Below are 14,634 nucleotides of genomic sequence, written 5' to 3'. Positions count from 1 at the left end.
TCAACGGCGCTCACCCTAGCCCCGCGAACCTGGCCGCGGCAGGCGAATCCGGAAACGCGGGACGCCCCCGGCGATGGGCCGGGGGCGTCCTGAGCGAAACCGTTCAGCGGTGGTGGATCACCACTGCTGCGGCGGCTGACCGGGCTGCTGGCCCGGCTGACCGAACCCGCCGCTGGGCGGGCCCTGCTGACCGGGCTGCTGCCCGAAACCGCCGGGCTGCTGCTGTTGCTGCTGGGGCTGGCCGAAGCCGCCCTGCGGCGACTGACCCGGCTGGCCGAAGCTACCGCTGGGCGGACCCTGCTGGCCCTGCTGCTGCCCGAAACCGCCAGGCTGCCCCTGCTGCGGGAAACCACCCGAAGGCGGACCGGCCTGGCCGGGCTGACCGTACTGACCGGGCTGCGGCTGGCCGTATTGACCCGGCTGCTGCTGGCCGAACTGACCAGGCTGGCCGGGCTGCCCCGGCTGACCGAAGCCGCCCTGCGGCGGTCCGCCGAATCCGCCGGGCTGACCGCTCTGCGGGGCACCGAGCACCGAACCGCCGCCACCGAGACCGACGAACTGCGCGGTCGCCGGGATCAGGCCCAGCACACCCACGATCAGGATCAGGATGCCGAAGATCAGGTGCGGCAGGCCGATCCCGATGCTGACCCCGCTCGGGACACCGTCGCCCGACGCGGTCGTGGCGCCGAGGAGCAGGATGCCGAAGAGGAGCAGCAGCGCGCCGCCCGCGGTGACCGCGATCGGCACGATCTTCTTGAGCGAGGCCGGGAGCTTGCCCGCCAGTGCGAGACCGGCACCGGCCGCGGTCGCGACGATCGAAGCGACCAGCAGCAGGATCACGTAGAGCCAGACAGTGCCGGGCGAAGCCAGGCCGAACTGGTCCAGGGCCTTGTTGATGGCCTCTTCGCTCATCCTGGAGGCCTGGGCGTCGACACCCTTGGAGAAGTCGCTCGCGTCACCGAAGTAGACGAAGCTGAAGACGAGCGCGAGAAGACCGAGAAGGCCGACGAGGCCACCGGCGATGAACCCGAACAGCGGGTTCCCGCCGGCACCACCACCGGCGGCGGGGCTGTAGCCCTGCGGCGGTCCGCCGAAACCGGGCTGCTGGCCGAAGCCGCCCTGCGGCGGTCCGCCGAAGCCCTGCTGCGGCTGGCCGTAACCAGGCTGCTGCTGGCCCTGCGACGGGTCGAACCCGCCCTGCTGGGGCCCGCCGAAGCCCTGCTGCTGACCGAAACCGCCACCCTGGGCGCCGTAGGCACCGGCGGCCGGGTTGTCGGCCGCGCTCGGCGGCGGGGCGTACGGGATGGCGGGCGGCTGCGAACCCGGCGGCACGAGCTGGGTGGACTCGGCGGTGGGGGATTCCCCGCCGCCGCTCACCGGCTGCACGACCTGGGTCGCGTTCGCGTCGCCGGAACCGGGCTGGACCGGCTGCACGACCTGTGTGGGCTCCGGCGTGTCGCCGAACCCGCCGCCCTGGGGCTGCTCATAGGAGGGCTGCTGCCCGTACTGTTGTTGCCCGTAGTCGGGCTGGGGCGGCTGGCCGGGCTGGACCACCTGAGTCGGTTCCGGGGAACCGAACGGGTTGTCTTGCTGCGGCTGGGGGCCACTCGGGGGTCCCTGCGGTGGCTGGGCGCCACCCCAAGGCTGATTCGGTGGCTGCGGAGCACTCATTTGGGTCTTGAACCCCCTTGACGAGGACATAGAAGTTCAACTCACCCGACACGCTATCGGATAGCCGGGTGGGCCGCTCGTAACGCCCCGGCCCGACCATCCGATGAAATGCCTCTTTACCGTCCCGCGAGAAACGCGAGCAGGTCATGGCGGGTCACGACACCCGCCGGCTTGCCGTCGACCAGCACCAACGCGCCGTCCGCGCCCGAGAGCGCGTTCATCGCCACGCTGACCTGTTCACCGGCGCCGATGGTCGGCAGCGGCGGCGACATGTGCTGCTCGAGCCGGTCGGCCAGCTGAGCCTTGCCGGTGAAGAGCGCCTCGAGCAGGTCGCGTTCGTTGACCGCGCCGACGACCTCGGCCGCCATGACCGGGGGCTCCGCGCTGACCACGGGCATCTGGCTGACGCCGAACTCGGAGAGGATCGCCACCGCTTCGGCGACGGTCTCGTTCGGGTGACTGTGCACGAGACTGGGCAGCGAGCCGCTCTTCTTCATCAGGACGTCGCCGACGGTGGCGCCGCTGGAGTCCGGCGGCAGGAAGCCGTAGGAGGACATCCAGTCGTCGTTGAACACCTTGGTGAGGTAGCCGCGGCCGACGTCGGGCAGGAGCACGACGACGACGTCGTCCGGGCCGAGGCCCTCGGCGAGCTTGAGCGCGGCGGCGACGGCCATCCCGCACGAGCCGCCGACGAGCAGTCCCTCTTCTAGCGCGAGGCGACGGGTGATGTCGAAGGAGTTCGCGTCCGACACCGCGATGATCCGGTCGGCGATGCCCCGGTCGTAGGTGTCCGGCCAGAAGTCCTCACCGACGCCCTCGACGAGGTACGGCCGCCCGGTCCCGCCGGAGTACACCGAGCCTTCGGGGTCCGCGCCGATGACCTGCACGCGGCCGTCGCTGACCTCCTTCAGGTACTTGCCGGTGCCCGAGATCGTGCCGCCCGTGCCGACGCCCGCGACGAAGTGCGTGATCTTGCCTTCGGTCTGGCGCCAGAGCTCCGGGCCGGTCGAGTGGTAGTGGCTGGCGGGGTTCTCCGGGTTGGCGTACTGGTTCGGCTTCCAGGCGCCCTCGATCTCGCGGACGAGGCGATCGGAAACGTTGTAGTAGGAGTCCGGGTGCTCCGGCGCCACAGCGGTCGGGCAGACGACGACGCGGGCGCCGTAGGCCTTGAGCACGTTGCGCTTGTCCTCGCTGACCTTGTCCGGGCAGACGAACACGCACTTGTACCCCTTGCGCTGCGCCACCATGGCCAGCCCGACGCCGGTGTTGCCGGAGGTCGGTTCGACGATGGTGCCGCCGGGCTTCAGCGCGCCCGAACGCTCCGCGGCTTCGATCATCCGAAGCGCGATGCGGTCCTTGACGCTGCCGCCGGGGTTGACGTACTCGACCTTGGCCAGGATGAGCGGTTGCAGCCCTTCGGCCAGTGCGTTCAGCTTGACCAGAGGGGTGTTGCCCACGAGGTCCACGATGTGCTCGACGTATTCCACTCCGACAGCCTAAACGCCGCAGGTCGTGCTGTGTCCACTCAACCGGGCGGGGTGAAGACCGCAGGATAAAAGAGTGGCGTGGGTCGCGTTCGCCTTTGACCCGCACCTCCCTCCGGTGGAGGATGCGAGGTGAGCAACCGCTTAGCGCGTCTGGATCGAGAACAAGGGAGTGTCGTTCCATGCCCGAAGCCGTCATCGTCTCCACCGCCCGATCCCCGATCGGCCGCGCCGGCAAGGGATCGCTGGTGAGCATCCGCCCGGACGACCTCACCGCGCAGATGGTCCGCGCCGCGCTCGACAAGGTCCCCGAACTCGACCCGGCGCAGATCGAAGACCTCATGCTCGGCTGTGGTCTCCCCGGCGGCGAGCAGGGCTTCAACATGGGCCGCGCGGTCGCCGTCGAACTCGGCTACGACCACCTTCCCGGCTGCACGATCACCCGGTACTGCTCCTCCAGCCTCCAGACCACCCGCATGGCACTGCACGCGATCAAGGCGGGCGAAGGCGACGTGTTCATCTCCGCCGGCGTCGAGACCGTGTCCCGCTTCGCCAACGGCAGCTCCGACTCCTGGCCGAACACGCACAACCCGCTCTTCGCCGACGCCGAGGCTCGCACCGCACAGGTCGCGGCCGAAGGCGCCGACAGCTGGACCGACCCGCGCGAGAACGGCACCCTGCCCGACGTCTACATCGCGATGGGCCAGACCGCCGAAAACCTGGCGCGGCTGAAGAACGTCTCTCGTGAGGAGATGGACGAGTTCGGCGTCCGCTCGCAGAACCTCGCCGAAAAGGCCATCGCGGACGGCTTCTGGGCCAACGACATCACCCCGGTCACCCTGCCGGACGGCACCGTCGTCTCGAAGGACGACGGCCCGCGCGCCGGCGTCACCCTCGAAGGCGTCTCCGGCCTCAAGCCGGTCTTCCGCCCCGACGGCCGGATCACCGCGGGCAACTGCTGCGCGCTCAACGACGGCGCCGCCGCCGTGATCATCATGTCCGACACCAAGGCGAAGGAACTGGGTCTGACGCCGCTGGCCCGCGTCGTCTCGACCGGTGTTTCCGGGCTGTCGCCGGAGATCATGGGCTACGGCCCGGTCGAGGCGTCGAAGCGCGCGCTCGCCCGCGCCGGGATGTCCATCGACGACATCGACCTCGTCGAGATCAACGAGGCGTTCGCCGCGCAGGTCATCCCGTCCTACAAGGACCTCGGGATCGACCTCGACAAGCTGAACGTCAACGGTGGCGCGATCGCCGTCGGCCACCCGTTCGGCATGACCGGCGCGCGGATCACCTCCACGCTCATCAACTCGCTGCGCCACCACGACAAGCAGTTCGGCCTCGAGACCATGTGCGTCGGTGGCGGCCAGGGCATGGCGATGGTCCTGGAGCGCCTCTCCTGACCCCCTGACCTGCGAAAAGGGAGCAAGGGACCTTTGCTACCGCTTGTCTCGACGTCGAGAGAAGCGGTAGCAAAGGTCCCTTGCTCCCTTCCGGGCCTAGCTGATCATGCTCAGTGGGTCATGATCGGCGGGGCCGCGGAGACCTCGCCGTCCGCGCCCTCCGGCAGGGCGGGCTTGGTCTTCGGCAGAAACGCCGCCGGGATCAGGCACAGCGCGAGCAGGATCAACGACCACAGGAACGTCGTCGAGAACGCGTCCGCGGTCAGCCCCGAAGCCGCTTCGTGCGTCGCCGGGTTCATCACCGCGGCCGTCGCGGCCAACTGTCCCTGCGCGGTCGGCACGCCGAACTTCCCGGCGAGCAACGCCGCCAGGATGATCGACAGCACCGCCGCCCCGATCGCGCCCGCGGTCTGCTGAAGGATGTTCGTCGCCGTCGATGCCTTCGCCATGTCCTGCGGCTTGAGCGTCTGCAACGCGGCCGAGGTGATCGGCATCATCGTCGCGCCCATGCCGAGCCCCATCACGAACAGCGCCGAAAGCAGCAGCCAGTACGGCGTCGCAGCGGTGACCTGGGTGAAGGCGATCAGCCCGGCGAGCATCAGCACGAGACCGGGCAGCACGATCTGCCGCGCGCCGATCTTGTCCGCGAGCCTGCCCGCGATCGGCATGGTCAGCATCGCGCCGACCCCCTGCGGGGCGAGCAGCAGACCGGCGTTCATCGCCGATTCACCGCGCGCCAGCACAAAATACGTGGGCAGCAACAGCATCGCGCCGAAGAACGCGACACAGAAGAAGGTCATCGTCACCATGGCGACGGAGAACGACCGGTTCTTGAACAACTTCAGATCGAGCAGCGGGTTCGTGACCCGATTCGCCCGGAACACGAACGCCACCAGCAGCGCGACCCCGGCCAGCGCGGGCAGCCAGACTTCCACCGCGCCGATCCCGCCTGCCGACGGGATGTTCGAAACACCGAAGATCAGCGCCGCCAGCCCCGGCGACACCATCAGCATGCCGAGGAAGTCGAAGCGCTCGCTGGGCTCCGGCCGGTCCTTCGGCAGCACGCGCCAGGCCAGCACCATGGTGATGAGGCCGATCGGCACGTTGATGTAGAAGATCCAGCGCCAGCTCACCGCGTCGACCAGCCAGCCGCCGAGGATCGGGCCACCGATCGGGCCGAGCAGCATCGGCACGCCGAGCACGCCCATCACGCGCCCGATCCGGTGCGGTCCCGCGGCCCTGGTCAGGATCGTCATGCCGGCGGGCATCAGCATGCCGCCGCCGAAGCCCTGCAGGACCCGGAAGATGATCAGCGATTCGACGTCCCAGGCCATGCCGGCGAGCATCGAGCCGATCAGGAACAGCCCGATCGCGGTCAGGTAGAGCCGTTTGGTGCCGAACCGGTCCGAGGCCCAGCCGGTGACCGGGATGACCGTCGCCAGCGCCAGCATGTAGCCGGTCGCGATCCACTGGATGGTGTCGAACGAGGTCTGGAACTCGATGGTCAGTTTCTGGAGCGCGACATTGACGACCGTCGTGTCGAGGATCGCCATGATCGCGCCGAGGATGACGACGCCGGCGACCTTGAGCACGCCGGCGTCGAGTTTGTCGCCGCCCGGTGCGGCCGGGCTTTGCGTTGACATGAAAAGTCCGTCCCTGTTACTGAGTGGACGCGACGACCCCCGTGGTCGCGACTACGGAATCGACGCCCGGCACCAGGCCGAGCCTTCCCCAGCCGAGCTTGTGCCTTAATGCGCAAGCTCGGACATGTAGCCGAGCGTAGCCGAACACGGGTTTTACCTGCCAACTTTTTCCCCGTATGCGGGCCGAAAGGGCAGGCCCGCATACGGGTTGTCACGAAGAGTGATCAGCAGACGCTGTCCGTCGGAACCGGGTTGCCCAGTCCGAACAGCGGTCGCAGCTTGAGCCCGATCCAGGTGCCGCCGAGCGCGAAAACACCCCACAGCCAGCCGTGCAGGCTGCCGACCGAGATACCGCCGAGGTAGGCGCCGATGTTGCAGCCACCCGCCATCCGCGCGCCGACGCCCATCAGGATCCCGCCGAGCACCGCGGCGACCGCGGTCCGCCACGGGATCGAGCTGTGGATCTTCCACGCACCCGCCGCCGCGGCCGCGACCCCCGCACCGATCATGATGCCGATGTCGGTGAGGCTGTTCTTGTCCTTCCAGATCGGCCCGGCCAGCGAAGCCGCGTTCGCCTTGAGCCGCCAGAATTCCCAGGTCTCCGGGTGCAGGCCGAACACCTGCAGGATCTTGGCGCCCCACAGGCTGAACGCGCTCGTCACACCCCAGATCCCGCCGGAAACCAGGAAGACGGCGCCCGCCAGCACCCCGAGGACGACGGCGCCGACGAGGATCGGCCAGGAGCCGCGGTAGATCCGGGCGAAGCCGCGCGCGGTCGGGACGACGTCGACCGGCGGCGGGTTGCGGCGCTTCTGCACGAACCGCGTCCCCAGCACGATCGCGGCGAGGACGGCGACGGTGATCGCCCACGAACCGAACCAGCCGACGTGGTCCGCGAGCAGGACGCCCTTGAACTCGGGCCAGCCCGACAACAGCGGATACGCCCACGTGTAGAGGACGGAGCCGGTGATGAAGCCGCCGAGGGTCAGGACGATCGTCGACTGGCCGGAACCGACCGCGAACAACGTTCCCGACGCGCAGGCGCCGCCCAGTTGCATGCCGATGGCGAAGATCGTCGCGCCGACGAACAGCGCGAGTCCCAGCCCGCCCGCGGTCGGGTTCGGCGTGCTGCCGAAGAGGCCGGAACCGGTGCCCACGATCAGCGCGATCAACGTCGCGGCCGTTCCGAGCAGCAGCGTGTGCGCCCGCAGCCCCTGGCCGTTCCCGACCGCGATCAGCTGGCGCCAGGCCGAGGTGAAACCGAACCGGGAGTGGAACAGCGCGAGCCCGAGCAGGAGGCCGAGGATCAGCAGGACGCCGAACTTCGCCCCGTGCTCCGCCCAGACGTACCAGGTCAGTCCGATCGCGAGGGCACCCGCGACCGCCAGCGGGACGATCTTGACCGGCTCCTCCGGTCGCGGGACCGGGGCGGCGCAGGAGGTCGGGAAGTCGAGGAGCTTCTTCTCACCGGCTTGGGTTTCTGTCGTCGCCACCAGGACTCCAGGTCGATCGGCGGGGTGGGGGACGAGCAACGTTAGGACCGGTGACCGCCCGGTCGCAGCCCGTCCCACACTGTGCGACGAATGGCGGCGCGCGGGGCCGGATGGCGGCGGCGACACCAAAGGTCCCTTGCTCCCCCGGCACGCACGAAGGCCCCTTCCCCTCAGCTGAGCCGAGGGAAAGGGGCCTTCACGTGCTTGTGGTTACGGCGCCGTCTTGATGCAGACCGTGGTCGGCGGCGTCGAGTACACCGCCACTCGCGTCGCTTCGGTGCCCTCACAGGACGCCTGATCCGCGACGTTGGCGATCTTCACCAATTCCGCGTCCTTGGCGGGATCGGTGCAGGCCACCTTCTGATATCCGGCGGTCTTCGACATGTAGCCCTTGAGGCAGTCGCCCTGCTTGGCGTTGGCCATCAGGCACAGCTTGTACGAGATCCGGCCGGACATCGAGATGCTGTCGTAGTCGCCCTCCGGGCAGGCCTCGTCGCCGCCCACGCGGGCGGCGATCTTGACGTTCGCCTCCTGAGCGCCGCAATCGGCCTTCTTCGGCTCGTCGGCCGTCCGGGAGAACTCGGTCACGCTGAGGCACTCACCGGCCTGGGCGTTGCCCGTCCCGGTGAAGTGGTTGACCAGGAAGAGACCGCCGCCGATCACGACGACGAGCACCGGGATGGCGAAACGCAGCCAGCCGAGCTTGGATTTTTTGGGCGCTTCCGGCTGGCCGAAAGCGTCGGGCTGTCCCACCGGCATTTGGCCCCCAGGGGCCGGCTGGGAAGTGGTCACCGAGAAACCTCACAGTTGTGAAGAGGAATGAGAACCTCGGTATCCAACACTTATCGTGATCGACCCTCTGCAGCGGCCCCCCGAACGGGTGAAAGCCGCTGGCCGAGGCCGCTATTTGGTGCTCTTCACGCAGACCGTCGAAGGCGGGGTCGAGTAGCTCTTGAGATGCGTCGCTTCCGTGTCGTCACAGGTCGCGACACCGTCGACCACCTTCAGGACCTCCGCGTCCCGCGCGGGGTCCGAGCAGGGGACCTTCTGATACGCAACGCTGTCGGCGAGGAAGTTCTCGAGGCAGTCGCCCTGCTTCGCGTTGAGCATCATGCAGAGCTTGTACGAGGCGAACGTCTTGTCGACGGTCAGCTGGTCGTACTCGCCCTCCGGGCACGCGCCGCCGGCGTCGGTCTTCGCCGCCGCCTTCGCGTTGGCCTCGGCCGAGCCGCAGTCCGCCTTGACCGGATCGTCATCGACGTCGCCGAACCTGGTGACCGCGTAGCAGCCGCCCGGCTGGACGTCGTCCGTGCTGGAGAGATAGCCGATGATCCACGAAGACGCGCTGAGCACCACGATCGCGACCGGCACCAGGATGCCAACCCAAAACCATTTGGAACGCCTGTGTTCGGTCATGCCAGCAGGGTATTCGCCACCACGGAAAAGGGCGCCCCGATCGCTCGGGGCGCCCTTTCGCGGAGAGACTCCGGTCAGTCGTTTTGGAAGTACGACAGCAACCGCAGGATCTCGAGGTACAGCCAGACCAGCGTGGTCATCAGGCCGAAGGCGACGTACCAGGACCACTTCGAGGGCGTGCCTTCGCGGATCATCCGGTCGGCCTGGTCGAAGTCGAGCAGGAAGCTGAACGCCGCGACACCGATCACCACGAGGCTGAAGATGATCGCGATCGGACCGCCGTCACGCAGCGGGTTGAAACCGAAGAAGAGGCTGGTGACGAGGTTGACCAGCATCATGATCGCCACGCCGACCACGGCGCCGATGATCCACTTCGTCAACTTCGGGGTGACCTTGACGGCACCCGTCTTGTAGACGACCAGCATCGCGAGGAAGACACCGGCGGTGCCGACGATCGCCTGCAGCGCGATACCGGGGTACAGCGCTTCGAACAGACCGCTGATCGCACCGAGGAAGACACCCTCGACGGCCGAGTAGGCCAGCGTGAGCGGGCCGCTCGGCATCTTCTTGAAGATGATCACCAGCGAAATCACGAGGCCGACGATCATCGAGCCGACGAGCACGCCGATCACGGCGCTGGGGATGCCCAGGATCTTGCCGGACCCCGACAGCGGGATCTGGCTGATCGCCCAGATCGCTGTGAGCACACCGGTCACCAGCGCGGTGCCGAGGCTCAGCGCCGTCTTGATCACGACGTCGTCGACGGTCATCGGACGGTCGCCGGCGCCGGCGGAGGTCTGCGGAGGACCGTAGCCGGGCACGCCGCCCTGGGGTTGGTTGAAGCCTACGTTGGGTCCGTACTCCGCCGCGCCACGCGGCAGGTTCCGGAACGCCGGGTTGCTACTGGATCGCACCTGATCCTCCTGGATCTACTGGCACCTGCATCGGGTTCAACGACCGCGTGGGCCGCCCGGTTCCCGTCGAAGTAAAGACGACTTTACTCACAATCGGCGCGACGCCCATCCCCCACACCGTATGCGGCGGAGATCACCGACCGTTCACCGATACCCCACCTGATGACCTCTTGCCAAAACCGCTGATCACACGCGATTCTCCACGGTGCGTGTTCGGATAAACACCGAAGGCGTGTCGGGGAACCTATCGATCGTGTGACCTGCGTCGATGTAAAGGCGTCGAAGGCAGAGCACGGCCAAAGGAGTCAACACACCATGGGGTGGACCACACGCCCGAGCGTGCGTTCGCGCGCCTTGACCAGCCTGATCGCGACGTGCCTGCTCGGCGCTTTGTCCGCCACCGTCGCGGCGACACCGGCCTCGGCCGTCGAAAACGAAGGTGTCGGCTACAAGATCACGCCCGGCCAGACGGTCGACAGCAAGCCAAGAGACCGCGACTGGCTCGGTTCCTACGTCGTCAACGGCAAGCACGTGTTCTGCGTCAGCTTCCAGCTGAAGGCGCCGGACTCGGCGGAGAAGTACAAGCCCGGCGACGAGCTCCTCGACAAGTGGGGCGCGAAGCTCCCCGAGGACACCGCCGCCAACATCTCCTACCTGCTGCTCCGCTACGGCGGCACGAAGGACAACGCCGAGGCCGCCGCGCTCGCGCACCTGCTGCACTCATGGACGTCGAAGCCTCGTTCCGACGCCGACCTCAAGCCGGACCTCGAGCCGGAGAAGATCGGTTACGACATCCAGGGCGCCCTCGGCAAGCTGAAGGCGCAGCACGCCGATGCCGCCACGGCCCTCGAGAAGATGACCAAGGACGCCGAGGCCAACCGCGGCCCGTGGACCACCGCGATCGCGCCGCCGAAGGAAGACCAGCACATCGGCACCGCGGGCGAGTGGACGATCAGCGTCAAGAACGCCAAGGGCAAGGGCATCTCCGGGGTGCCCGTTCAGCTCACGCCGTCGAACGCGACCGTGGACAGCGGCGAGACCACCAAGCCCGCGTCGACCTCGAACGCGAAGGCCGCGAAGACCACGACGGTGAAGACCGGCGAGGACGGCACCGTCACGGTCAAGGTGACGCCGACCGGTGACCAGCCGAAGCTGGCCAGCACGCTGTCCGCCCCCGCGGACCGGCCGTACGTGCAGTTCCCGGTCCAGACCGGCGTGCAGAACGTCGTCTCGACCGGCGGTGAGAAGGAACTGAAGGCCCAGGGTGTCGCGGTCGTCTCGAAACCGGGCAAGGTCCAGGTGACCAAGGTCGACGCGAAGACCGGCAAGGGCATCGCCGGCGCCGCGCTGCGGATCACCGCCAAGGACAAGGCCACCGCCGCCGTCGGCCACGACGGCAAGCCGCTCAACGGCGCCGACGGCAAACCCGCCGTCGTCACCACCGAGGGTGAGACCGGCACGGTCACCGTGGAGAACCTGCGGACCCCGCAGGAGATCTGCGTGGTCGAGGTCAGCGCGCCGCCGGGCTACACCAACGCGTTCGACCCGAAGAATCCGCCGTCCGCCTGCGGCGAGCTCAAACCGGGTGAGACGCTGGCGCTCAAGGTCGCCAACACGCCCAACGAGGTACCGCGCACCATTCCCGCCGGCGACCGGCCGGTGGCGATGATGCAGGGCACCGTCGAGAACTCGGCGTCGACCGCCGGCATCCTCGGTGTCGGCGCGCTCGCGCTGCTCGGTTCGGTGCTGGTGGGCGTGGCCGCGCGGCGGTCTTCGCGACGCTAAGGATTCGGGAATGTCAGTACGACGCGGGTTCGCGCTGGGAGCCGTCACGGTCCTGTGCGCGGACCTCGTCGCGGCCTTGATCATCTGGCCGCCGACGACCGTGGTGGCGGGGACGGCTCAGCCCGTCTCCGTCTCCGTCGCGGGCGGCGCCCCGGCCGCGCCCGCGCAGCAGGAGGTGCCGCCTCCACCGGACATCGTTCCCACGACGCCGCCGGCCGCCCCACCGCCGTCGTCTTCTAAACAACCCGAGGCTCCGAAACCCCAGGGTCCGGGGACGATCCAGCTGCCCGCGGGCGGCGCGGCGAAACTCGTGCGCAAGGAACTCGGACCGGGCGCGGAGCTTCCGGTGCCGGAGAACCTCGGCGAGGTGACCTGGTGGGGCGCCGAACTGAGCGCGGCCACCGGCGCGAGCGTGTTCGCCGGGCACGTGAACTGGAGGGGCGCGACGGGTCCGTTCGCGGAGCTGTGGACCGAGCGGATCGGCGGCGCCGTCACCGTGGTCGACAAGGCCGGGAAGTCTTGGCGGTACAAGGTTTCCCAGCTGATCACACTGAAGAAGAACGAACTGCCGCAGCGGGCGGACGAGCTGTTCGGCCAGTCCGGTCCACATCGGATAGTCCTCGTGACCTGCGGCGGCCGCTGGGTCGGCGGGGAGACCGGCTACGCCGAAAACCGGGTCGTCATCGCCGACCCAGCGTAGTTACCCGTGAGTAACTTCACCGGTGTCATAGTGGTCCTCGCCGTCGTCATGCAGCACAATGCCGGTGGACGCGGGCGAGCACGGTGAAGGGTGAAGCGAATGGCGACTTTTCTGGTGACCGGGGCGACCGGACTGATCGGGCGCCACTTCACCCGGCTGCTGCTCACCAGGGACGACGTCGAGAAGGTCGCGCTCGTCGTCCGCGCGTCCTCACGGGACAAACTCGCGAAACTCGTGAACGCCTGGCCGCATCCCGAACGCGTCACCCTCGTCACCGGTGACCTCGGCGAACCACTGCTCGGCGTCGGCGAAGACGACCGAGAGATGCTTCGCGGCGTCGATCACGTCGTCCACCTCGCCGCCCTTTACGACCTCACCGCCGACGACGAAGCCAGCATCAAGGCCAACGTCGAAGGCACCGCGCAGGTGATCGCGCTCGCCGCCGGACTGGACGCGGGCTGCCTGCACCACGTGTCCTCGGTCGCCGTCGCCGGTGACCACGAGGGCATGTTCACCGAGGAGATGTTCGACGTCGGCCAGCGGCTCCTCACGCCGTACCACCGCACGAAGTTCGAGGCGGAGCGCCTCGTGCGCGAACAGCAGGACGTGCCGTGGCGGGTGTACCGGCCCGCGGTCGTCGTCGGGGACTCCGAGACCGGCGAGATGGACAAGATCGACGGCCCGTACTACCTGTTCCCCGCGATCAGCAGGCTCGCCGGGCTGCCCGATGTGCCGATCGTCGGCCCCGACCTCGGCGACACCAACGTCGTCCCGGTCGACTACGTCGCCGAATCGCTGAACGCCCTGGTCACCACGAAGGGGCTCGACGGGCGCGCGTTCCACCTGGTCAACCCGGAACCCCAGCCGGTCGTCTCGGTCTACAACGCCTTCGCGAAGGCGGCGGGCGCGCCGACGATCTCCGTGCAGCTCAACGACCGCTTGTCCAAGGGCATCGTCAACCTGGTGAAACTGAGCGAGCACATCCCCGGCTTCACGATCGCGCGCGACGCCGTGCTGGAACGGCTCGGCATCCCGCCGGTGCTGCTGGACACCATGGCGTTCCCGTCGGTGTTCTCGTCGGCGTCGACGCGCAAGGCGCTCATCGGCTCGGGCGTCGAGGTGCCCCGGATCGAGGACTACGCGCCCACGCTGTGGCGCTACTGGCGTGAGCACCTCGACCCGTTCCGCGCCCGCAAGCACGGTCCACGCGGTGAACTGGACGGCCGCCGCGTGATCATCACCGGCGCGTCCTCCGGCATCGGCCGGGCGACCGCGATCAAGGTCGCGGCCGCGGGCGGGGTGCCGCTGCTCGTGGCGCGGCGCCGTCACGAACTCGAAGAAGTGCGGGACGAGATCATCGCCGCCGGCGGCACGGCGTCGGTGTACCCGGCCGACCTGACCGACGAGGACTCGGTGCACAAGGCCGTCGACGCGATGCTCGCCGAGCACGGCCGGGTCGACATGCTCGTGAACAACGCCGGCCGGTCGATCCGGCGATCGATCAAACTGTCGTACGACCGGTTCCACGACTACGAACGCGCGATGGCGATCAACTACTTCGGCGCGGTGCGGCTGATCCTCGCGGTGCTGCCGCATATGTCCGAGCGGAAATTCGGGCATATCGTCAACGTGTCGTCGATCGGCGTGCAGGGAATCGCGCCGCGCTTTTCGGCATATGCGGCTTCGAAGGCCGCTTTGGACTATTTCTCGCGGATCGCCGCGACCGAGACCCACGGTGACGGAATCACCTTCACGACCATCCACATGCCACTCGTGCGCACGCCGATGATCCGGCCGACGAAGATCTATGACGCGTTTCCGACCAAATCCCCGGATCAGGCCGCGGACATGGTGATGAAGGCGCTGAAGGACCGCCCGAAGCACATCGGCACGCCTGCCGGACAAGCGATCGGGCTCGCGTACACGCTCACGCCGGGGCTGACGGATGCCGTGGCCTACCAAGGGTTCCGCGTGTTCCCGGACTCCGCGGCCGCGGGCGGCGAGGGCGGTCTCAAAATCGGGAAGGGCGAGCAGCATCTGTCCCGTGCGGCGATGGCGCTCGCCCGGCTCAGCCGCGGCTTCCATTGGTGACACTGCGCACACGGGTGGCGGCCGTTCAGGTGAG

11 protein-coding genes are annotated in these 14,634 nt (G+C 68.4%); 4 read left to right on the top strand and 7 right to left on the bottom strand.

What is annotated here, in order from left to right:
- Positions 1 to 117: 117 nt before the first annotated feature.
- Together DMH03_RS10680 and DMH03_RS10675 are read right to left on the bottom strand one after the other, a co-directional pair.
- Positions 118 to 1,554, bottom strand: coding sequence for a hypothetical protein (locus DMH03_RS10680; protein WP_125791861.1), 1,437 nt, complete (start codon positions 1,552 to 1,554; stop codon positions 118 to 120).
- A gap of 233 nt (positions 1,555 to 1,787) precedes the next feature.
- Positions 1,788 to 3,158: a cystathionine beta-synthase gene (locus DMH03_RS10675; RefSeq protein WP_125791860.1), complete on the bottom strand. Its 1,371-nt coding sequence runs from the start codon at positions 3,156 to 3,158 to the stop codon at positions 1,788 to 1,790.
- A gap of 179 nt (positions 3,159 to 3,337) precedes the next feature.
- On the opposite strand from DMH03_RS10675, the gene DMH03_RS10670 reads away from it, so the two are divergent.
- Positions 3,338 to 4,558 (top strand): acetyl-CoA C-acetyltransferase, encoded by a 1,221-nt coding sequence (locus DMH03_RS10670; RefSeq protein WP_125791859.1) that lies wholly within the window; start codon positions 3,338 to 3,340, stop codon positions 4,556 to 4,558.
- A gap of 110 nt (positions 4,559 to 4,668) precedes the next feature.
- Here DMH03_RS10670 and DMH03_RS10665 read toward each other — a convergent pair whose 3' ends face one another.
- From DMH03_RS10665 to DMH03_RS10645, 5 genes are all read right to left on the bottom strand, one after another.
- The gene (locus DMH03_RS10665; protein WP_125791858.1) at positions 4,669 to 6,201 is read right to left on the bottom strand and encodes a DHA2 family efflux MFS transporter permease subunit; all 1,533 of its coding nucleotides are present in this window, start codon (positions 6,199 to 6,201) and stop codon (positions 4,669 to 4,671) included.
- A 224-nt stretch (positions 6,202 to 6,425) separates the two neighbouring features.
- Positions 6,426 to 7,694 carry a YeeE/YedE family protein gene (locus DMH03_RS10660; protein ID WP_125791857.1) on the bottom strand — a complete coding sequence of 423 codons (1,269 nt, stop codon included), beginning with the start codon at positions 7,692 to 7,694 and terminating at the stop codon, positions 6,426 to 6,428.
- A gap of 210 nt (positions 7,695 to 7,904) precedes the next feature.
- Positions 7,905 to 8,453 (bottom strand): hypothetical protein, encoded by a 549-nt coding sequence (locus tag DMH03_RS10655; protein WP_125791856.1) that lies wholly within the window; start codon positions 8,451 to 8,453, stop codon positions 7,905 to 7,907.
- Positions 8,454 to 8,597: 144 nt separating this feature from the next.
- Positions 8,598 to 9,110, bottom strand: a complete 513-nt coding sequence (locus tag DMH03_RS10650) for a hypothetical protein (RefSeq protein ID WP_125791855.1) — start codon at positions 9,108 to 9,110, stop codon at positions 8,598 to 8,600.
- 74 nt (positions 9,111 to 9,184) lie between these two features.
- Positions 9,185 to 10,024: a Bax inhibitor-1/YccA family protein gene (locus DMH03_RS10645; RefSeq protein ID WP_125791854.1), complete on the bottom strand. Its 840-nt coding sequence runs from the start codon at positions 10,022 to 10,024 to the stop codon at positions 9,185 to 9,187.
- Positions 10,025 to 10,339: 315 nt separating this feature from the next.
- Between DMH03_RS10645 and DMH03_RS10640 the strand changes: the two genes are divergently transcribed.
- The 3 genes from DMH03_RS10640 (at position 10,340) to DMH03_RS10630 (ending at position 14,600) form a co-directional block, all read left to right on the top strand.
- Positions 10,340 to 11,809: a SpaA isopeptide-forming pilin-related protein gene (locus tag DMH03_RS10640; protein ID WP_125791853.1), complete on the top strand. Its 1,470-nt coding sequence runs from the start codon at positions 10,340 to 10,342 to the stop codon at positions 11,807 to 11,809.
- 10 nt (positions 11,810 to 11,819) lie between these two features.
- Entirely contained in the window at positions 11,820 to 12,509 is a 690-nt protein-coding gene (locus DMH03_RS10635) for a class F sortase (protein ID WP_125791852.1), read from the top strand.
- Between the two features lie 99 nt (positions 12,510 to 12,608).
- Positions 12,609 to 14,600: an SDR family oxidoreductase gene (locus DMH03_RS10630; RefSeq protein ID WP_125791851.1), complete on the top strand. Its 1,992-nt coding sequence runs from the start codon at positions 12,609 to 12,611 to the stop codon at positions 14,598 to 14,600.
- Positions 14,601 to 14,634: the final 34 nt, after the last annotated feature.

Origin of the sequence: Amycolatopsis sp. WAC 01376, assembly GCF_003947415.1 — a bacterium.
Lineage (GTDB): Bacteria > Actinomycetota > Actinomycetes > Mycobacteriales > Pseudonocardiaceae > Amycolatopsis.
Note: the sequence above shows the minus strand (reverse complement) of the source record. Positions and strands in the feature narration are given on the sequence as shown.